This is a genomic window from Devosia sp. UYZn731 (genome assembly GCF_040546795.1).
Classification (GTDB): domain Bacteria; phylum Pseudomonadota; class Alphaproteobacteria; order Rhizobiales; family Devosiaceae; genus Devosia.
In genome coordinates this window covers 396,236-415,427 of sequence record NZ_JBEPOL010000003.1, presented here as the reverse complement: position 1 = coordinate 415,427, position 19,192 = coordinate 396,236, and the positions used below count along the sequence as shown (strand labels likewise).

18 protein-coding genes are annotated in these 19,192 nt (G+C 61.2%); 2 read left to right on the top strand and 16 right to left on the bottom strand.

Going from position 1 to position 19,192, the window contains the following annotated elements; translation table 11 throughout:
* The first annotated feature begins 30 nt into the window (after positions 1 to 30).
* Positions 31 to 1,200: a Gfo/Idh/MocA family protein gene (locus tag ABIB57_RS09895; protein WP_354040401.1), complete on the top strand. Its 1,170-nt coding sequence runs from the start codon at positions 31 to 33 to the stop codon at positions 1,198 to 1,200.
* Between the two features lie 118 nt (positions 1,201 to 1,318).
* Here ABIB57_RS09895 and ABIB57_RS09890 read toward each other — a convergent pair whose 3' ends face one another.
* The 11 genes from ABIB57_RS09890 to ABIB57_RS09840 form a co-directional block, all read right to left on the bottom strand.
* Positions 1,319 to 2,131, bottom strand: a complete 813-nt coding sequence (locus ABIB57_RS09890) for a MurR/RpiR family transcriptional regulator (RefSeq protein ID WP_354040399.1) — start codon at positions 2,129 to 2,131, stop codon at positions 1,319 to 1,321.
* Between the two features lie 217 nt (positions 2,132 to 2,348).
* The gene (locus tag ABIB57_RS09885; protein ID WP_354040398.1) at positions 2,349 to 3,455 is read right to left on the bottom strand and encodes a Gfo/Idh/MocA family protein; all 1,107 of its coding nucleotides are present in this window, start codon (positions 3,453 to 3,455) and stop codon (positions 2,349 to 2,351) included.
* Positions 3,452 to 4,528 (bottom strand): Gfo/Idh/MocA family protein, encoded by a 1,077-nt coding sequence (locus ABIB57_RS09880; protein WP_354040396.1) that lies wholly within the window; start codon positions 4,526 to 4,528, stop codon positions 3,452 to 3,454. The genes ABIB57_RS09885 and ABIB57_RS09880 overlap by 4 nt, the downstream gene beginning before the upstream one ends.
* Before the next feature lie 14 nt (positions 4,529 to 4,542).
* Positions 4,543 to 5,292 carry an ATP-binding cassette domain-containing protein gene (locus tag ABIB57_RS09875; RefSeq protein WP_354040394.1) on the bottom strand — a complete coding sequence of 250 codons (750 nt, stop codon included), beginning with the start codon at positions 5,290 to 5,292 and terminating at the stop codon, positions 4,543 to 4,545.
* A gap of 3 nt (positions 5,293 to 5,295) precedes the next feature.
* Positions 5,296 to 6,321: an ABC transporter permease gene (locus tag ABIB57_RS09870; RefSeq protein ID WP_354040393.1), complete on the bottom strand. Its 1,026-nt coding sequence runs from the start codon at positions 6,319 to 6,321 to the stop codon at positions 5,296 to 5,298.
* Between the two features lie 82 nt (positions 6,322 to 6,403).
* On the bottom strand, positions 6,404 to 7,306 hold the full coding sequence (locus tag ABIB57_RS09865; RefSeq protein ID WP_502914372.1) for a substrate-binding domain-containing protein: 903 nt from the start codon (positions 7,304 to 7,306) through the stop codon (positions 6,404 to 6,406).
* Positions 7,307 to 7,405: 99 nt separating this feature from the next.
* Positions 7,406 to 8,176 (bottom strand): enoyl-CoA hydratase/isomerase family protein, encoded by a 771-nt coding sequence (locus ABIB57_RS09860; protein ID WP_354040389.1) that lies wholly within the window; start codon positions 8,174 to 8,176, stop codon positions 7,406 to 7,408.
* The gene (locus ABIB57_RS09855) at positions 8,173 to 9,318 is read right to left on the bottom strand and encodes an extracellular solute-binding protein (protein WP_354040387.1); all 1,146 of its coding nucleotides are present in this window, start codon (positions 9,316 to 9,318) and stop codon (positions 8,173 to 8,175) included. Before ABIB57_RS09855 ends, ABIB57_RS09860 begins: the two co-directional genes overlap by 4 nt.
* Positions 9,315 to 10,508 (bottom strand): CaiB/BaiF CoA transferase family protein, encoded by a 1,194-nt coding sequence (locus ABIB57_RS09850; protein WP_354040386.1) that lies wholly within the window; start codon positions 10,506 to 10,508, stop codon positions 9,315 to 9,317. The genes ABIB57_RS09855 and ABIB57_RS09850 overlap by 4 nt, the downstream gene beginning before the upstream one ends.
* Positions 10,509 to 10,527: 19 nt before the next feature.
* Complete coding sequence (locus ABIB57_RS09845; RefSeq protein ID WP_354040384.1) at positions 10,528 to 11,298, bottom strand: SDR family NAD(P)-dependent oxidoreductase; 771 nt, start codon at positions 11,296 to 11,298, stop codon at positions 10,528 to 10,530.
* Positions 11,295 to 12,476, bottom strand: coding sequence for an aldose 1-epimerase family protein (locus tag ABIB57_RS09840; RefSeq protein WP_354040383.1), 1,182 nt, complete (start codon positions 12,474 to 12,476; stop codon positions 11,295 to 11,297). Before ABIB57_RS09840 ends, ABIB57_RS09845 begins: the two co-directional genes overlap by 4 nt.
* 319 nt (positions 12,477 to 12,795) lie before the next feature.
* On the opposite strand from ABIB57_RS09840, the gene ABIB57_RS09835 reads away from it, so the two are divergent.
* Complete coding sequence (locus tag ABIB57_RS09835; protein ID WP_354040381.1) at positions 12,796 to 13,812, top strand: LacI family DNA-binding transcriptional regulator; 1,017 nt, start codon at positions 12,796 to 12,798, stop codon at positions 13,810 to 13,812.
* Between the two features lie 159 nt (positions 13,813 to 13,971).
* On the opposite strand, the gene ABIB57_RS09830 is transcribed toward ABIB57_RS09835, so the two are convergent.
* The 5 genes from ABIB57_RS09830 to ABIB57_RS09810 all read right to left on the bottom strand — a co-directional run bounded on the left by ABIB57_RS09830 (position 13,972) and on the right by ABIB57_RS09810 (position 19,189).
* The gene (locus ABIB57_RS09830) at positions 13,972 to 14,253 is read right to left on the bottom strand and encodes a hypothetical protein (RefSeq protein ID WP_354040379.1); all 282 of its coding nucleotides are present in this window, start codon (positions 14,251 to 14,253) and stop codon (positions 13,972 to 13,974) included.
* The gene (locus tag ABIB57_RS09825) at positions 14,247 to 14,585 is read right to left on the bottom strand and encodes a hypothetical protein (RefSeq protein ID WP_354040378.1); all 339 of its coding nucleotides are present in this window, start codon (positions 14,583 to 14,585) and stop codon (positions 14,247 to 14,249) included. Before ABIB57_RS09825 ends, ABIB57_RS09830 begins: the two co-directional genes overlap by 7 nt.
* Positions 14,578 to 14,913 carry a type 2 periplasmic-binding domain-containing protein gene (locus ABIB57_RS09820; protein ID WP_354040376.1) on the bottom strand — a complete coding sequence of 112 codons (336 nt, stop codon included), beginning with the start codon at positions 14,911 to 14,913 and terminating at the stop codon, positions 14,578 to 14,580. The genes ABIB57_RS09825 and ABIB57_RS09820 overlap by 8 nt, the downstream gene beginning before the upstream one ends.
* Before the next feature lie 1,046 nt (positions 14,914 to 15,959).
* Positions 15,960 to 17,033, bottom strand: coding sequence for an ABC transporter ATP-binding protein (locus ABIB57_RS09815; protein ID WP_354040375.1), 1,074 nt, complete (start codon positions 17,031 to 17,033; stop codon positions 15,960 to 15,962).
* Positions 17,033 to 19,189: an ADP-ribosylglycohydrolase family protein gene (locus ABIB57_RS09810; protein WP_354040373.1), complete on the bottom strand. Its 2,157-nt coding sequence runs from the start codon at positions 19,187 to 19,189 to the stop codon at positions 17,033 to 17,035. The genes ABIB57_RS09815 and ABIB57_RS09810 overlap by 1 nt, the downstream gene beginning before the upstream one ends.
* Between the last annotated feature and the right edge of the window lie 3 nt (positions 19,190 to 19,192).

Sequence of the window (19,192 nt, the reverse complement as noted above, 5' to 3'; positions counted from 1 at the left end):
CAAGCCAGTCTGCCAGGGGGAGTAGTAAAAATGGTTGATGCACGCAGCGACGCCCGCGCCACTCGACGCATGAGGATCGGCATGGTCGGGGGCGGTCGCGATGCCTTCATCGGCGCCGTGCACCGCATGGCGGCGCGGCTCGATGATCGCACCGAACTGGTCGCTGGCGCCCTGTCATCGGACCCGGACCGTGCCCGCCTTTCGGCGGCCGATATCGGCATTGCGCCCGACCGCGCCTATTCGAGCTTCGCCGAAATGGCCGAGCGCGAGGCCGCGCGTCCTGACGGCATCGAGGCCGTCATCATCGTGACGCCCAACCATCTGCACGCGCCGGTCGCCAAGGCGTTCCTCGCCGCCGGCATCGACGTCATCTGCGACAAGCCGCTTTCGGCAACGCTGGCGGAGGCCGAGGAGCTTGCCGTCCTTGCCAGGGCCTCCGGCCTGGTATTTGCCGTGACCTTCAACAATACCGGCTATGCGATGGTCCGCGAGGCCCGCTCCATGGTGGCGGCAGGCCAGCTCGGCACCCTGCGCGTCGTCCGCGTCGAATATATCCAGGATTGGCTGACCCAGCCGATCGACGCTGACGGCCAGAAGCAGGCGGAATGGCGCACCGATCCGGAGCGCGCCGGCCGCTCGGCCTGCCTTGCCGATATCGGTGTACACGCCTTCAACCTGGCCCAGTTCGTCACCGGCATGGCGCCGGAGTTGGTCGCGGCCGACCTCACCACCTTCGTTCCGGGCCGCCGGCTGGACGACAATGCCCATGTGCTGCTGCGCTACGCGACCGGTGCCCGCGGCGTATTGATCGCCAGCCAGGTGTCGCCGGGCAATGGCAATCGCCTGGCGCTCAAACTCTATGGGGACAAAGCTGGCCTCGAATGGCTGGCGCATGAGCCCGAAGTCATTCGCTTTACCCCGTTCGGCAAGCCGACCCGTATTCTCGTCCGGGGCGGCCCCGGCCTCGGCCCAGCCTCGGCCGACGTGTCGCGCATTCCCGCCGAGCATCCCGAGGGCTATATCGAGGGGTTTGCCAATCTCTACCGCGATGCGGTCGACGCGATCCTGCGGCGGCGGAGCGGGGCGGGGGACGGCAGCAGTGGGCATGTGCCCAGCGTCGAGGATGGCCTGCTCGCCATGCGGTTCATCGAGGCGGCGGTGAATTCGAGCCTGACGGGCTCCGCCTGGACCAGGCTTTAGGACCATCGCCATTCAAGTGATGCTAGCCTGCAAATGCCGGTTCCCTGCGCTTCCAGTCCTCACGTACCCAAATGTACGCCCCGGTTCTCGGTCATCCCGAGCCGAATGGCTACTCGTCTTAGGCGCGCTCGATCAGCTTTCCCAGGCTGATGATGATCGACTGGCACAAGACCATGGCGGGCACCTGCGAGCGGAAGTGACCGAGCCGGGCTTCCTTGACGAACAGCGTGTGCGTCCCGAGCTTTGCCACCGGGCTGAGCTCGTTGTCGGTAATCACCAGGAGCGTTCGCCCCCTCTGGTGCGCCGCTTGGGCGATTTCGATGGTTTCGGGCGTGTAGTCGTCGAATGTCAGCACCAACAGCACGTCATTCGCATCGACGGCGGCGAGCTGTTGCTCGCGCATCGAGCCGACATTGTCGATCAGGTGGGCGCGTTTGCCGACGCGGGACAGACTGTAATAGCAGTACGTGGCGACTCCGTAGGCGCCGCGCGCACCCAGGACATGAACCGCGCCAGACTTTGCGAGCACATCCACAAATCCCTGAAGCTCGAGGCGATCCACGTCTTCGCGCAACCGGATTAGCGTATCCATGGCGGCCTGCACGAAGGTGTCGAAAACCAGGCTCGGCTCGTCGAGATGCAACACCTTGGATTTTGTGGGCCGCGGCGCATCGGCGAAGGACTTCATGCGCTGGTCGTAAGTCATCCGGGGTCCGAGCAGGCGCTGCCGGAACACGCTCTGCAAACTGTTGAAGCCGGCAAACCCCATTTCCTTGGCGAAGCGCGTGATGGTGGAGGGCTGCACCCCAGCCTGGCGCGCCAGTTCGACGATGGTGTGGATCGCCACATCCTCTGGATTATTGACGAAAAAGCGCGCCACCTGCTGCAGGCGGCGGCTGAGCTTGCTCTCGCGCTCGGTCAGCTCGGCCATAAAGGTTGCAAACTCGGTCGCCGACGGCCTGTCCCTCGTCTTGTCTGCCAATGCGGCTCCTGCAGTTTTACGGGCTCGCAGGTGCGCGCACATTCGTAGCCCGCGCTGCAAATCCGTAGTGAGGGAACAGCATCATCCATATGACGGCTCAAGTCGATGTTGTTCGTGACGGGCGCTGTTCCGGGGCGCTGCGAATAGGTTTCCGGGCGGGCAGCGATCAGCGCGCAACTGCCGTCGATTGCCCGGATCGAGCGCTGGCGATAGCAGCGTCGACAAGGCGCAGCGATAGAAGGTTGCCGCGCGCCGCGTTGCTTGGGACCTCGCCGGTTTCTATGGCGACTAGCAGAGCACCCATGGCGCCGGCAAAACCGTCGTTGAACCAGGTGCCAACCAGCTCTGGCTGGGCATGTCCGGATTTGGTATGCAGCGTCACTTGCTGATGTCCCAGATCTGGGCCGACGCTGCGTATCGTGCCTTGAGTGCCAACGATCACCGTGGTGTCCTGCGCGCCAAAAGTAGCATGGCCGTCAAAGACCAGGCTGGCGTGGCCGCCGGCAAAACCCACCAGGGCGTGAGCAAGCAGCCCGGCCTTGGGGCGCTGACCATGGGCTTTGCCGGCTGTTGCGAAAACTGTTTCGGCGCGATCGCCGATGATGCTGGCGAGGAAATCGAACCAGTGAATGGCGAAGTCGTCGAGAATGACGTGGTCGAGTTCGTTGAATGGCGTGCCTGCGATCCAGGAGTGATCCCATTGGATATTGACGTGCACCGAGGTGACCTCACCCACTAGACCAGCGGCAACAGCCTCGCGCATCCACGAAAGGTGTGGCGCCCAGCGACCGTTTTGGTTTACCGCCAGTTGTAGCCCACGCGCTTCGGCCAGAGCTACTAGGTCCTCGCCGAGCGCGAGGTCGCGCACGAACGGCTTTTGGGACAGCACGTGCTGGCCTGCTTCCAGCGCGCCGCGAATGAGGGGCGCCCGGCCTTGCGGGTGTAGCGTCAGATCAACGACAGGGATGGCCGCGTTGCCCACGATGTCATCGACGCGGCCGGTGGCGAGAGCTTGGGGAAAATATTGATCGCGCCGGGCCTCAGCGCGGTCGAGATGGCGGTCGCAGATGGCGACGACATTCAGCCCGTATTTCCGGTAGGCGTCGAGATGGGCAAAACTGATGCCGCCAGCGCCGATCAGGCCGATCGGTATCGAGCGATCCCGGGGCATGGGCGGCAGATAGGGCAGGTCGGGCGCAGCAATGAGTTTGGATTCCCGGGCGACCAGCGCATAGGCGTCTTCGCTTGGCAGGCCCTCCGGCGTATGGCTCATGGCAAAAGTTCGAGCGTGCGCTTCTGGCTGGCGGACAGGGCTGCGGTATCGACGATGCGCTGGCCAATCCGGCTCAATGTGGGGTTCAAAGGGCCTTGCACATCCATACCCCGGCGCCACCGGTCGATCACATATTCTACCGGCTTGCGGAACGGGGCCTGCAACTGGTCCACGGGGATGGACCGGACCTCAGGATGGGTGCGCGTTTGCAGGCCAATGTAGGATTCGAAATCGTAGCTCGAAATTGAGCCCTCGGTGCCAACGACGACGAAGCCGCATTTGGGTTGTGGCTGCAGGGTCCAGGGGTCGGATAGCGTGCCCCAGCGGGTTTCGAATTTGGACAGGCCCGTGTCATAGTGGCAGATGGTGATGGAGTGCTCGTCCACTTCAAGCCCGGCTGGCTGATCGGCGACGCTGGTAACGCTGAGCGGCGCGCGGCCGCTCATGTACCAAGTGCCCAGGGTCGCGCCATAGCCCAGGTAATCCAGCATGCTGCCGCCGCCGGATGCAGCCTTGTACCACCAGGAGCCGGGCTTGGCGTCCTGCACACCGGTGTCGGAGACTTCAACCTTGTCGGCAAGATGATAGAGTGGACCGCGATTGCCGTCATAAAAATGCACTTCGATGACATCGCCAATCGCGCCTCGGTCGACCAATCTTTTAGTGGTTACATGCGGCGGATACCAAGCTAGCGGCCAGTTAATCGCCAGACGTCCGCCCCCGAGCGCCATTGCCGCAGACATGCGGTCGGCGTCGGCCAACGAGGCCGCGAACGGCTTTTCAATGAGGATATTGACGCCATGGGCGGCGACTTCGTCGACGGCCGCGGCGTGGTCGGCGGTGGCGGGGCAGAGAATGACCATGTCCGGCCGGGTAGTCTGAATGCAGCGGGACACTTCGGTAAAGACCTGCTCCGGCGCGATGCCGAAATTGTCGATCGCGGTGGCCATGCGTTCCGGCCTGGTGTCGCAGATACCAACGATTTCGGCATCCTCATGTTCAGCCACCTCCCGCAGCAGATCGCCCATGTGCATATGGTCGAAATTGATCGCGGCCACGCGATACCTGGTCATAGTCGTTTCCCTGGTCAATGGTCTTCGCCGGTGATGACCCGCTCCACAGATTCGACCGTCGAGGTCTTGGGGTCGATATCGTCGGCGACTACCGTGCCGCGTCGCATCACCACGATGCGGTCCACCACCTGAAAGACATGGTGGATATTGTGGGCGATGAAAATGCAGGAATGTCCCGAGTCGCGGGCGCCTCGTACGAAGCGCAGCACGCCTTGCGTTTCGGCCACGCCCAGATTGTTGGTGGGTTCGTCGAGGATGATGAGGTCGCTATCAAAATACATGGCGCGAGCAATGGCGACCGCTTGGCGCTCGCCGCCAGAAAGCGAGCCGATATTGGTGGTGGGCGGGATATTCTTGGAGATGCCGACACGCTTGAGCAGGTCGCGGGCCACCTGGTTCATCATCGCCTCGTCGAGCCGCCCAAGGAAATTTGGTCCCTTGATCGGCTCCCGGCCGAGGAACAGGTTGCGGGCGATGGACAGTTGCGGCACCAGCGCCGAGTCCTGGTAGATGGTTTCGATGCCGTGAGCGATGGCGTCGGTGGTGCTCGTAATCGCCGCCTTTTTGCCCTTGATATAGATATCGCCGCTGGTGATCGGCACCGCCCCGGACAAGACCTTGATGAGGGTCGATTTGCCGGCGCCGTTGTCGCCGAGCAGACCGACGATCTCACCCTGCCTTACAGTGAGATTGACATCAGTCAGCGCCTGGATGCGACCATACGACTTGTGGATGTGCTCCATGCGGATGAGCTCTTCAGCCATGGCTCACACTCCTGCCTGGTGGCGGCGATCGAGCCATGAATGAAGAGCCATCATGCCAAGGATAATTGCGCCGATGAAGATGTTGTAGGCAAGGCCAGGCACGCCGATCATGACGATACCGTTGCGCATGAACCGCAGGATGAAGATGCCGAGCACCGTGCCGATAATGGTGCCGCGACCGCCGGCCAGCGCCGTGCCCCCTATCACCACCATGGCGATGACTTCGAGCTCGTATCCGGTGCCGCTGTTGGGATTTGCGGCAGAGGTTCGAATCGAGGAAATGATCCCCGCAAATGCCGCGAGCACGGCGCTCAGCATGAACAGGTAAATCTTGGTGCGACCGACATTGACGCCGCGGGCAAGCGCTGCACCGGGATTGCCGCCTGAAGCGAGAATCCAGTTTCCGGCCTTGGTTTTGGTCAGGACGTAACCAAGGACGATGGCGGCGAAAATGAACCAGAACAGCGACATGTAGACGCGAAACGAGCCGATGTAGAAATCGCCGACCAAGGCTTCGGCGAGCCAGACGCCTTCGGCGCTCCAGGTACGCTGGGGAAAGCCGTCGGTGATGAACAGCGCGGTGCCGCGCACGACGAGCAGCATGCCGAGTGTCACGAGAAATGACGGTATCCTCATCCGTGTCACGAGCAGACCATTGGCGAGCCCGATCAGCGCGGCAACCACCAGGGCAATCACAAAACCCACCTCGAGCGAGGTCGCCCCGCTATTGGACAAGGTCCACATCAGAACAGGCGCGAAGCCGAACAGCGAGCCAACCGACAGGTCGAACTCGCCGGACGTCATCAGCAGCGTCATCGCCAGCGCAATGAGGCCGAGTTCGACGGTGAATGCCAAAGTGTTGCTGATGTTTTGCAACGACATGACATTGGGATTGATCGCAGTAAAGATGGCAATTTCCAGCACGAGCAAGACCAGAGGCCCGAACTCGGGGCGGCCGATGAAGCGGCGCAGCGACCCGTGGCTTTCCGCAGGCGGTGCTTTTTCTAGCGAGGCAGAGTTCGACTGCATGTCATGCACTCCCGGCAAAAAAGGTCATAATTGGGCGCCAACCTCCGCGACGCATTGAGCGCCGCGGAGCAGGACGAGACGCTTATTTTTTCCCAGACAGGATGTCGTCGTAGACCTTCGCAGTGTCCTTTTCATACAGGGCGCCCGTGATCACGTTGAAACCCGGAGGAATGCCGCTGGCGGCCATGGCGGCAAGCGATAGCGCGACGTAGCTGGTGGCCTGCGGATCCTGCCACTGGGCGGCGTTGACATAGCCGGTAAGGACTTCCTGCGTGGTGTCGGTCGAGTTGCCCCAGCCCACCACTGGGACTTCGCCCGGCTTGATGCCAACCTGGTCGAACACGCGCTTGATCGATCCCATGACCAGATCGCCCATGCCGATAACCGCCTTGATCTTGGTGCGGTTGGCGGTCATGTAGTCGGTCATGCGGGTGATGATTTCACCTTGATCGAGGGTTGCTTCAGTCACTTCATAGGTGATGCCGAGCGGCCCGAAGACGCTCTTGATGCCTTCTTCCTCTTGCACGCCATAGGTGGCGCCAGGAACTTCGACGGGCATCCAGACGAAATCGCCTGCTTTCACCAGCTTTTTGTCGACCAGATACTGCGCCCAGGCGCGTCCGAAAACGACGTTGTCGCCACCGACATAGGCATCAAAGTTCGCGGTGGGATCGGACGTGTTCATGTTGATGATCGGAATGCCTGCAGCATTGGCTTCCGAGACGACTTCGACAAGACTTCCGGGATCGGGGCTGCTGGTCACGATGCCGGCGGCTCCTGCGGCGATCGCAGCGCGAACGGCTTCCTGATGCGAGGGCACGTCGCCGCTGTGGAACGAGGTATTCACTTTGTTGCCGGTATCGGTGGCCCACTGTTCGGCACCCGCCAAAAAATACGTCCAGACCGGATCGGCGGGGGAGCCATGCGACACCCAGTAGAACGTACGCGCCTCCTGCGCCAACGCTCCCGATACGGTGACGATCATGGCCGCGCCGGCCAATAGCAGTTTGATTGCCTTTTTCACTGTATTCCTCCTATGTCCGCCATTGTTGGTTTATCCGGTGCGAACGTCCCGGTTTGGTGCTTACCTGCGCCGAAACACAGCTTGGCGCTTCTCGGCAAATGCCCGGCGCCCTTCCGCCGCGTCCTCGGTCGCAAAGCAAATGGTTTGCAGATCGCGCTCATAGGTGATGGCGTCCTCGACGTTCATCCCCCAAGCCGCGCGTAGATTGACCTTGGCAGTTTCGGCCGCGATCGGCGCCCTCGACGCGATGGTCTGCGCCAGGGCAATAGCCGCCGCACGCAGTTCGGTCGACGGGACCACCCCCGATACCAGGCCCCACTTTTCGGCCGTCAACGCGTCGATGGGGTCCCCAGTCAGGATCATCAACGCGGCATTGGACGGGCCCATAGCGTGGCTGAGATTGGCCGCCATGCCGCCACCGCCGATCCAGCCCAGCTTGATTTCGGGGGAAGCAAAGCTGGCCGTGCTCGAGGCGATGCGAATATCGCAGCACATCGCGGTTTCGAGCCCACCGCCAAAGGCATAGCCGTTGACGGCGGCGATAGAGGGCTTGAGCAGGGCGCGGATAGCGTCGCAATAGTCTGGACGGTTGCGAAAATTCCACGGGGTGATGTAGCTATCGAGCACCTTGATGTCGGAGCCGGCGCAGAAGGCACGGTCGCCAGCACCGGTCAGCACGATGCAGCGAACGGCGTCGTCAGTGTTGAAATCGTTCACAGCCGCAATCAACGCATCCGCCATTTCCGGCGTGACGGAATTGAGTTTTTCCGGCCGGTTGAGCGTGATGATGCCGACAGCACCGTCGCGCTCGACCAGGATATTGTCGGTCATGGTGTGAAACCCTCCGAACTGGATTTGAGCCTACGATAGAGGCGATTGAGGCGGTCGATCAAGGCCGGTCCGCTTGACCGCTCAGCTAGGGCGGCCCGAATTGTTGCCGCGGCCTCTAGTTGCAGCGGCACGAAGCCTTGTAGGCGTGGCCGCACATAGGCAGATTCGAGGGTACGGGCAGTCGCGGCGTAAAAGTTGGGCCATGCTGCGTTGACGGCGCCATCGGCCCACGCGTCGCGGCGGCTGGGTTGCCCTTTATGGTTGGGGATGAACCGGGTTTGCGCCTCGGCTCCCAGCAGCCAGGCCAAATGTGTCACCAAATCTGGCGTGACCTGGCAGCGTTTAGTGATGCCGATGCCGGTGCCGCCCAGCACACTGCCGGGGCGGCGGCCTCCTGCTGCAGTGGCCGGGGCGTTGGCAAAAGCGATAGGGCGACCATGCTGCGGCGCGGTGTAATTGACGTAGCCGAAGACCAGCGGACACAGCGTGATATCGTTGTTAATCGCCATATGGTCGAGCAGGCCAACGGGGTTCAGCGGCAATGCTGCATAAACTGCATTGGCATAGAAACTGGCAAGGATCCCATAGGCTTCAGCCCCGTAAGCGGGCTCAAAAAGCGCGTCATCATCGGCTGGCGCTCCGATCGCGGCAGAGATCGACATCAGCGTCAGCAGGGCATGCGGGCCGGCCAGCGACAGCGCCACGCCACCGCGTTCGGCCAAGGTTGCAACCGCGTCCCAGGTTGCCGGCGGTTCGCCTTCGAGCAAGTCGGGCCGATACGCCATGACCTGGGTCGCGGCGTCCAGCGGCAGCGCCCAAAGTTTGCCGTCGAGGCGATAGCTTTCAGCGCAGGGGCCAATCGTGGCTTTTACGATTTCGCCAATGACCTCAGCACCCAGCACCTCGTCCAGCGGCACGAGGCAATCGGCGTCAAGGGCATCGCCGAGATGGGGATGATCGAGCACTAAAAGGTCATAAAGCGCTGCCAGTTCGGCAATCGGGCGGGACTCAAAGCCCTCGAGCGGCTGGCGATCCCATCGGATCGACAGGCCCTGTTCACCCGCCAACGCCGCCGCCGCGTCCAGCGCGCGATAGCCGCGCGGATGATCCCAGGTCAGGCCCATGTACGACGGCTGGCTCAAGCTGAACCCTCGCTAACAGCGCCGGATGCGACCAGCGCCTCGATGCGGTTTTTGTCAAAACCAGCTTCGGCCAGCACATCGCGCGTGTGCTGGCCAGCCAATGGTGCGCCACGCTCGACCTGCGACGGGGTTTTGGAGAATTTGATCGGAAAGCCCGGCGTCTTCACCCGTCCTTCAGTGGGGTGGTCATATTCGATAAAGGTACCGTTGTGCTTGATCTGCGGATCGTCGACCAGATCGGCATAGCCATAGACCGGGCCGCACCAGATATCGGCGGCGCGCAGCAGCGCCAGCCATTCGGCCGAGGTCTTGGTCTTGAGGCGCTCGCGCGTCTTGGCAAAGATTTCGTCGCGACGGGTCCAGCTATCCACCTCGTCCTGCATGGAGAGGAACGAGGTTTCGCCAATGATTTCGCCAAACAGTGCCAGCTTGGGGAAGGCGACGATGATGTAGCCGTCACTGGTGGCAAAGGCGCCATAGGGCGCACGGATATAGACATGAGCATGGGGTTCGGCCGAGCGCGTCTGCGGCTTGCCGCCAACGGTATGGACCGACAACTCCTGCATCTGCAGGGTGGTGATGGCGTCGAGCATGTTGATCTGAACCTGCTGGCCTTCGCCGGTGCGTTCGCGATGCAATAGGGCTGCGAGCGCTCCTTCGAAAGCTGTATAGGCGGTGATAGCATCGACGAGATATTGCCCGGCGGCAGTGGGCGCCTCTCCATCGCGACCGGTGCTGAGCATGGCGCCCGATAGGCCCTGCAGGATCAGGTCCTGGCCGGGATAGTTCACATAGGGGCCGTCCTCGCCATAGCCTGAGATGGAGATGTAGATGAGGCGCGGATTAATGGCCGAAAGCGTCTCGTAATCGACGCCGAGACGCTTTGCGACACCGGGGCGATAGTTTTGCAGGAAGACATCGGCCGTCTTGACCAGTTCGAGCAGCACTTCCTTGCCGCCGGACGATTTGAGATTCACCGCCAGCGAGCGCTTGTTGCGGTTGAGCGAGAGGAACGACACGTTGATCTTGTTGCCCGTCGCCCTGCCGGCCGAAACATGGCGCTGCCACTCCCCGGTAACGGGCTCGACCTTGACGACGTCGGCGCCCAAGTCGCCGAGACGCTGCGCCGCGAACGGGCCGGACATGGCGATGGAACAATCAAGGACGCGATAGCCGGACAGGATGCCCATAGGTAAAACAGCTCCAGCGTTACTGCATGACCCAGCCGCCATCGATATTGATGGTCTGGCCGGTGATGAAAGATGAGGCGTCCGAGGCTAAAAACATCAGCAGGTTGGCGATGTCGTTGCTGGTGCCGCGGCGTTGCAGGGCCTGGTGATCGAAGATGCGCCGCGTATAGCCTTCAAGATCGGGATGGATCTTTTCGGCGTCGGTGGGAAAGGCGCCCGGCGACACGACATTGACCGTGATGCCGTGCTTGCCGAATTCGCGCGCCCAGGCGCGGGCCAGCCCGATCAGCGCGCCCTTGGATTGCACGTAAGGCGTCAGATTGGCCCAGCCGCCGGAAAACGTGATTGAAGCGATATTAATAATGCGTCCGCGCCCTGCCATCTTCATATGCGGTAGCGCCACCTGCACGCAGACGATGGCAGCATCGACATTGACCAGCTGGACGCGTTGCATTTCCTCGATAGTGTACTCTTCGAACGGCTTGCTGGGGTAAATGGCGGCATTGTTGATGACGATGTCAAAGCCCCCGACGCGAGCCGAAACCGCTTCAAGTGCGCGGCGCAGGTTGGACAGGTCCGACAGGTCCAAAGCTTCTATGCTCAGTCCGTCCAGCGCCTCATCCGCAACGGCCTGCTTGAGGGCCGCGATCTTGGTCGCGTCGTTATCTACAGCGACGACGCGGGCGCCACTGCGCAGCATTTGCAGCGTGGTTTCATGCCCAAGGCCGCCGGCGGCACCGGTGTAGAGAATGGTTTTGCCGGCGATGGAGCCGAAGAGGTCGCCGCTCATGCTCGGCCTCCGAGAGAGCGGTGATGGCCCGAAGGGGTCGGATAGTCATCGATCGGTTGCGCAGCGATAGCGTCAATGCGGGTGTCGGCCGCGGCGATGGCATCGGCGCCATCGAGGATGGTGAACAGGGTGTCGTAGCGGCGCTCGTCGCCATGTTCGAGCCAGATCACTTCGCCACGCTCGCGGGCAGCTTTGGCGCCCAACACGTGATGGGTGGATGGCTCGATGCCGAGCGCATATTGGCCGGCCTGGAAATTTTGCCATTCATACTGGCAGGCGAACTGATCCTGCCGCGTGGTCACCTGCAGACCCAGGCCCAGCGCGTCGTTGATCAGCGCCACGGGGACGAGACCATCGGCATCGGCGGCCATGTCGTGCTGCCAGACCTGTTCGTGGAAGGATTGCTGTGGCCCCGGTAGATACTGGTAGCCAACCCCCTGGCTGCGATAGCCCTCTCCGGCATGGCTTGCCCAAACGACGTCGCGGATTGGCGCCACATAGCGCGAACCTTCGTCCAGCAGCGGATGAGCCAGGTTGATGTGGTAACAGAACATGTGCGGCGTACGATAAAAGCCCTGGTTGACGACGCGGTCGCTTAAGCGAATTTCGTTGGTGCCGACCTCGGCCTCGATGCGCCGGATGAGATGCAGGTTCTCACCAAACACTGCAGCCTGCTGCACCACGCCCTCGGCCCACATGAAACAGCGGTCCCCTTCCCAGCGCTCGCCATAGCCGGTGAGGTGGGCGGGGATGGTCGAGACGCGGCCGTGGATGGATTGGGGGGCGGTCTGGCGCGGATTGTAGGTATATTGCGGGGTCGGGGCTTCATCCATGAACAGGATATGGTCGAGCCCACAGGTCACCAGCAGGCCGGAAAACGAGCGGAGCCAAGCTAGCCCACCCTCGCCCTCATATTCATGCAGCGCGGGGTGGCGAAAGCCCGAGGGGGAGTGCCAGCCGATCGAGCGCCCCTTAAAGTCGCAGTCGGCGATGTCCATTGCGCGGTCGATCAACACGGTGAAGCGCAGGCCCGTGCCGGTGCGAAATTCCAGCATACGGATGCCACGCTCCAGACCATCGCCGAGCGTCATAAGCCGCACGCCGGCAAACTGACTTTGCGAACCGGCATGCCCCGCAAGTTCCCGTCGTGTGAACTCTCGTCCGAAAAGTGCGACCACCAGATGCCCCTCGACCCGTTTCGGTTATGCACCGACGGCCCTCCAACAGCTGACGCGCAACGACAGGTCTATGCCTGTTGCAGTTGCCATCGGCCAACCGCACGGCTTGCCATGCGGAATAGTGTCATCTTGTCGACCCAATCAGATGATGTCAATCGGTACGTCAAAACAAATCAAAAAACACATCAAATTATGCGATGACAGTACGCGACGCTGTTATAGGCGCGGATGTTGCGTCATAATGTGCTTGGTAGCTTGTGGTTTGGCGCGGTAATCAGCCGGGCTGCGGCAAGCGGTGACGATTTACGGAGGCGCGGGCATGCGCTCGACCCTAAGTGATATTGCGCGTGAATCTGGTGTTTCGAATGCCACGGTGGACCGGGTGCTGAACAACCGCGCGGGTGTCCATGCCCGAACTCGCGATAGCGTCCTATCGGTGGCCGCCCGACTAGGCTATATCGCCGGCGAAGAGGACGACTTGGCCTCAACACAAAAGACGCTCCTCGATTTCATCCTGCCAGCCGACGACAACCGGTTCATGAAAAAGCTGCATGACGAGTTGGAAGCGCAGGGCATGATGCGCACGGATGCCCTAGTGCGATTGCATGCAATCGAGGGGATCGACCCGATCAGCCTCGTTGCCAAGCTGCAAGAGTTGGAGGGCAAGAGCGAAGGCGTCGGCATCGTGGCCATCGATCATCCGGCCGTGCGTAATGCCATTCGTCGGCTTGCCCGCACCGGCACCAAGGTGATGACGCTGGTTTCCGATGTGCAAAACGTGCCACGCGTGGGTTATGTGGGGATCGACAATCGCTCGGCGGGCCGGCTTAGCGGCTATCTTTTAAGCCGCTTCCTGGCGCCCGGCCGACGGAAAGTGGCGCTGTTTGCCGGCTCGGTTTCCTACCGCGGGCATGAGGAACGCGAGATGGGGTTCCGGCAGATGCTGGGCGAAAATCGCGAGCGCCTCGAGGTCGTGGGGTTCTCCGAGATCAGGGACGACGACGAAATGGCTTATACGGCAGCCATCGCTCATCTCGATGACCATCCCGATCTTGCAGGGATTTACAATATCGGCGCCGGCAGTCGCGGCATAGCTCGCGCCTTGACCGAACTGGGGCGTCAGGATGTCGTGTTCATCGGACATGACCTGACCGACGATACGCGGGACTTTTTAATGTCGGGTGTGATGGACGCGGTCATCGATCAAAATCCGCGCATCGAGGCCCGCGAGGCCATCGAACAATTAGTTCGCTCTATTCACGGCGACAGCTGGAATGCTCACCCAATGCGCACCCAGGTCATTCTGCGGGAAAACATTCCAGAGGAACTTGAATAGCGTTAATTCGAGTCCGGCTGGCGTTTTACCTGCGGTGCTATCGCTTTGCGCGGATGGATATCTGTTGATTGCCACTGAGATCTGACCCTTTGGGGATGCGGATTAAAACTTGGACCGGTTATGCCGTGATGCCAAGACTTTGTCGGTATTCAATTGGGCTTAGAGTGCATTGCGCAACGGCTGGGATGCATTGGCCAGGGTATCGAGAAATATACCATCGGCGCGAACGGTGCGTACCATTTCGACCAGTGCGACCTCGTCGGAGCCCGGCTCCTTCGCGTGCCGATGTCCCAAGGATTGTAGTCCCCGCAACCCGCGGGCGTGAAGGCGCTCGATAATCGCGGCACGCGCGTCGAGGCCGCCGGGAATAACGCGATAGAAATCGAACTGGTTGCGCTCATCAAAACCAATGCGAGGATAAGCGTGCCAAAGGATCAGCACGTCGAACCGCCGAATGCCTTCTCCGCCTGGTCAAGAAAACGATCGACGGTAAACTCTCGTGTGGCGGGATTATAGAAGCCTTCCTCCCAAAGCATCACCAAACCGCAAACGAAAGCAGTCTGGGTCCATGCAGCAGGCTCGGCATGGTAGCGTGATCCATCATAGGCCAGCGTGTGCCTGGCGTTCTCCCGCCAAGTCCAGAGGGCTTTGCGCCATGGCGTGCGCGCGGCTTCGTCGTCAGGGCAGACCGACAACAGCTCGAAGTCTTGAGCCGGTGCTGCTGGCTCGTCGTCGTTCTCGATCGACACGTCGAGGTCAGCCGTATCATCCATCGATAGACCTCCCGAGCATATCGTTGAGCTGACGCACGACAGCGTCGCCCGAACGTTTGGCGAGCAGTGCGGTGTTGACTAGTTCGGCGGCCTTTGACTGGAGCTCGATAAAACCGGCATGGCGTGGCCGTATCCAGGCGCCTTCGAGCGTTTTCCGTGTTGCGCGAAAGAACTGTCCGGTCACTGCATTGGCCTCCTCGGACGCCCATGCCGCGACATGGCCGGGCTGACCGGCTGCCGGCACATAGGGGCCGGCTTGGACTGCGCGTCCAGCCAGCCAATGCGCGAAGGCAAATGCCTCGGCGGGGTGAGAGCACGATGCGGACACGGCTAGCCCCGTCGGTCCTCGAACGGCGCCATATTCGTCAGTGGTACACACAAGTCGCGACTGTCTTCGACCTCCTTTGCCTAAAATCTGTCTGGCCGCTGCCGGCCCGAAACGGCCGGTCGGTTTCGCGCCCATTCCAATCGTTCCGTCACGTGTTATCTGTTCCCGAAAGCACCTGTAATCGGGGCTTACCCTGAGTCTGAGGCATCCTGATTTGATTTTGTGGTCGCTCTGGCCACACAAAGCCGGGAGAGATTGTGATGGGCTATTTTGCAGGTGTGGACGTCGGCCCGCGGTCCTCGTCGCTGTGCATTGTCGACGAGCAGGGCCTGGCGTGCCTGGAACGGGGGAAGCGTTCCCTGCCCTCACACCCGTCAGGCTGTTAAGAGTGCCCATTTCGAACTTTGTCGCGCTTACCGAGGCCTTGCCGGAGCAGACTTCTCTGCCCCGCAATGGCTACCTGAATTGCGTGGTTGGACTGGCTTTTTCTTGCGCTGATTTGTCAAACGCTCTTCACGGTCGTGTCGAAGTCGTACCAAGAGATGTCGCCACTTTGTCGGCGCCATCTCTTTCACACATTACGCACCTTCGATGCCCAAAAAAGACCGAAGACGAGCTTAAGTCTCTGAAAAAGGCGAGAATATCAGTCGCCATTCCGCGTGAGACTATCGAAATTGAAGTTTTGCGATTAGCGCACGCGATCGATCGAAATTCAGGAAAAGACCGTTCCCGAATGTCGGACCATCTCGTTGCTTTCGCTACGGTTTCGATAACACTTCATTATCGAAACCATAGCCGATCTTGCGAGCGGTGAGGACTCCTCCGTCATGTGGGCCCTTCTGTTCAACCACTGGGCCGCGTCGCTCTGTATTATGCGTTCGTGCCACGCCGCAGGAATTTTCGATGGCTGGCAAATCAATGTGGGCAAGCTGTGCAATGGCGAAAGCCGGTGCTCCAGATGACTCTTCTCGCCCGTATCAGCTCAAATACCTTGGTTACGCAGATGACCCGGGGGATTGGGGTCTCGCGGCACCGACGCCCTGAACTCACGTTATGGCAAGTCCCGTCGCGTAGTCGAAGAGATGAATCTTGCTGACGTCAGCGCGCAGGTGGATGATCTCGCCTGGATTGGCGTTGATACGCTCCCGGAAAACACCGACGGCGGGAGTTCCCGCGATCGTCAGGTGCACCTGAGTTTCGGATCCCATCGGCTCGGTCACATCGACCCTGGCCGCCACTCCGTCGTGCGGCGAGGCAACCGACAAATGCTCTGGGCGGAACCCGTAGTTGACCATTCTGCCCTTCGCCACCGCGCTATGAGGACTCAGTGGGAAATGCGTTCCGTCACTGGCCCGGACAGCCAGCGCGCCGTAGTGCTCCACAACTTCACCAGGGATCAGGTTCATCGATGGGGAGCCGATGAACGTGGCGACGAAAACGTTAGCGGGGTAATCGTAGAGACCAAGAGGCGTGCCGATCTGCTCGACCCGACCGCCGTTCATCACGACAATCTGGTCGGCCATGGTCATGGCTTCTATCTGGTCGTGGGTTACGTAGACCGTCGTGGTTTTCAGTCTTTGGTGGAGGGCCTTGATCTCCGCCCGCATGGCCACGCGCAATTTTGCATCCAGGTTGGAGAGCGGCTCGTCAAAAAGAAAGACCTGGGGGTCTCGTACGATCGACCGGCCCATAGCCACACGCTGTCGCTGTCCACCGGAGAGCTGCCGCGGATAGCGGTCGAGCAGCGGTTTCAGCGACAAGATTTCCGCGGCGCGGGCAACGCGCGCCGCTTTTTCTGCCTTGGGCGCCTTTGCCAAGGTCATCGAAAACGCCATGTTTTCAGCCACTGTCATGTGCGGGTATAGCGCATAGTTCTGGAACACCATGGAGATATCGCGCGCCTTGGGCGGCAGATCGTTGACCACCCGATCACCGATGCTGATGGTGCCCCCAGAGATATCCTCGAGCCCGGCAATCATACGGAGCAGTGTGGATTTTCCGCACCCAGACGGGCCGACAAGGACGACGAAAGCGCCATTGTCGATGTCGATGGTCACGCCGTGTATAACGGGATGGCCGGCATAATTCTTCTCAACCGCAGCAATTGAAACCGAGGCCATTAAAATTCTCCTTGCAGGCTGGGTGTGCTGGCAGTGACGTGCACGGCGTCGGTGGACAGGGCCCCTTCGAAAACGAGCAATCCAAGCGCTCCGTCCGCGAAAGTATCGTCATCGGCTTCGATGATGATGTCCCCGGCCACGGCCCTGATGCGGTGACCCCGTGCATCGACCATCATGGCGACCGGAGTTTCCAGTTCCACCGGGAATGGGGCTTCTGCCAGCACGGTCAAGGTATCATCCTGGCGTCTCACCAACTGGAACTTGCCTTCGCGGGTGATGCGTGCGGCGTAGTATCGCCGCAGACCCTGGGCGCGGATCGCCACCCCACCATATTCGCCCAGATGCAGCGTCACCGCGCAGCCCACGCGGTAGTCGGTCCATTGCCGGGTTCCATGAAGGATAATGCCTTCCCCGGTCTCCTGGGAGATCCGGAAGTCGGGCGGGAACCGCTTGGAAAACAGGCTGGCGCCGTTGACCCATGCCATGCGCCAAAAATCGCAGCCTTCGCCGGGCGCAAGATTCCGAAAGGAATCGCCCTGCCCCCCTGGGCGATGCAATACCAACGCTGGCGCGCCGTCCCATGCCATGGAATCGAGGAGCACGGCACCATGAGCCACGCTGTCGGCGGCAACGATCGCAATGCCGATTTCGGCAATCGGCTGGCCATCGAGTTGCGGCAGAACCCAGACGAGTGTCGTTGTTTCGCCCGATGCCAGCAGCGTCGGCGGGCCGTCAAGATCGGCCAGCTGATCGGCGCTGTCATAGGCCCGAAGCCGCAGGCACACAGACACCGGGCCGATATTGCTTTCGGGAGCGGAAACCGTGGCGCGCAGGGCCTGACCTGGATAGACCAGCGGTGTCGCCATCAAGTCGTAGGTCCGCATTTTCAGCATTTCCGGCGGCGAGAATGTCGGGGTGGTCACTGCCGCGACCTGCCCCCTTCCCAAGGCCCGGTAACCGATCCTGAGCGCCCGGCCATTGCTGGTTTCGACATTGTCGGTCGTTGGCAGGTTAAGGCCAAAGCCCTGTTGCGGTCTAAAGCCCTGCTGGCTGCCGGGCAGCGCGAAGTGGAACTGGGCGCCATCCTTGGGTGCCTGCAGTTTGGGCTGTCCGTTCAACTGCCGGCCAAGATTGGCGATATAGTATGCCATGCGGACGGCGTCATTGATGGAATTGCCACCATCGGCCGAGGAGATCAGGAGACGGTCGGCAATGGGGCCCCGCCAATCGGGACCCGCATCGAGCCCGTCCAGTCCCAGCATGATGCCCATCAAACAGCCCACATTGCCGGCATTGCAATCGGTATCCCAGCCAGAGGTGTTGACGATCATCTGGGCGCGCTGGAAATCATGGGGCGCGTAGAGCATCGTCATGATCATCAGTGCGTGGTTCGGCACGACATGGCAGTTGCCGGGATATTTGGCATAGCCGTAAATGTCTTCGATCAGTTGGCGCGTCACCAGCCAGTCAGGGTTGTGGCGATGCCATTGCCTGATGTCGGCGATGACCGCAGCGATATGACAATCGGCCGGGATAACGGAGAGACCGACATCGAGCAGGTGGTCGATGTCTTTCGACAGGAAAGCCTCGGCCTCCATGGCTGCCCACAATTGGGCAGCATAAACCGACTCGCCATCATGGCTGACGCTGCCGGCCCGCCCGGCAAGTCGCGCTGCCAGTTCAGGCTGCCCTGGGGCGACTAGCGCCCAACCGTCGATGAAAATCTGGGCGCCGATCTGTTCGGCAACCGTGGTGCCGTTCGTCTGGATCGACCCGCTGGCCGGCGCCGGAATACCCTTCTTGAGATTGAGCCAGGCGGTATGCTCGGTGGAGTTGCCGTTGCCACCCCACCACAGGATCGAGCGATCCTCCACAATATAGTTCAGCCACGCTTTGCCGATGTCTTCCGCGCTGAGGTCTGGCGAAATGCCGTAGTCGTCGAGAGCGCGAATGAAGGTAAACGTGCCCGCCACGTCGTCATCGGTGACCACCAGCGGATCACCGAGCCGCTCGTGGACGTAATACTCGATCGGTCCGAGCTCCTTCATGATGCGTTGATGGGTCCATTGCTCAAACGGGCGGCCCAGGTAGACGCCGATCAGCTTGCCGAGGACGCCGGCATAAACGCGTTCGAGGTAGTCAGCAGGAATGGTCAAGGC

Excerpts from the sequence above, each read along its gene's own strand:
- ABIB57_RS09895 (WP_354040401.1), top strand. The coding sequence starts at position 31 with ATGGTTGATGCACGCAGCGACGCCCGCGCCACTCGACGCATGAGGATC.
- ABIB57_RS09890 (WP_354040399.1), bottom strand. The coding sequence starts at position 2,131 with ATGGCCGAGCTGACCGAGCGCGAGAGCAAGCTCAGCCGCCGCCTGCAG.
- ABIB57_RS09885 (WP_354040398.1), bottom strand. The coding sequence starts at position 3,455 with ATGAGCCATACGCCGGAGGGCCTGCCAAGCGAAGACGCCTATGCGCTG.
- ABIB57_RS09880 (WP_354040396.1), bottom strand. The coding sequence starts at position 4,528 with ATGACCAGGTATCGCGTGGCCGCGATCAATTTCGACCATATGCACATG.
- ABIB57_RS09875 (WP_354040394.1), bottom strand. The coding sequence starts at position 5,292 with ATGGCTGAAGAGCTCATCCGCATGGAGCACATCCACAAGTCGTATGGT.
- ABIB57_RS09870 (WP_354040393.1), bottom strand. The coding sequence starts at position 6,321 with ATGCAGTCGAACTCTGCCTCGCTAGAAAAAGCACCGCCTGCGGAAAGC.
- ABIB57_RS09865 (WP_502914372.1), bottom strand. The coding sequence starts at position 7,306 with ATGATCGTCACCGTATCGGGAGCGTTGGCGCAGGAGGCGCGTACGTTC.
- ABIB57_RS09860 (WP_354040389.1), bottom strand. The coding sequence starts at position 8,176 with ATGACCGACAATATCCTGGTCGAGCGCGACGGTGCTGTCGGCATCATC.
- ABIB57_RS09850 (WP_354040386.1), bottom strand. The coding sequence starts at position 10,508 with ATGGGCATCCTGTCCGGCTATCGCGTCCTTGATTGTTCCATCGCCATG.
- ABIB57_RS09845 (WP_354040384.1), bottom strand. The coding sequence starts at position 11,298 with ATGAGCGGCGACCTCTTCGGCTCCATCGCCGGCAAAACCATTCTCTAC.
- ABIB57_RS09835 (WP_354040381.1), top strand. The coding sequence starts at position 12,796 with ATGCGCTCGACCCTAAGTGATATTGCGCGTGAATCTGGTGTTTCGAAT.
- ABIB57_RS09825 (WP_354040378.1), bottom strand. The coding sequence starts at position 14,585 with ATGGATGATACGGCTGACCTCGACGTGTCGATCGAGAACGACGACGAG.
- ABIB57_RS09815 (WP_354040375.1), bottom strand. The coding sequence starts at position 17,033 with ATGGCCTCGGTTTCAATTGCTGCGGTTGAGAAGAATTATGCCGGCCAT.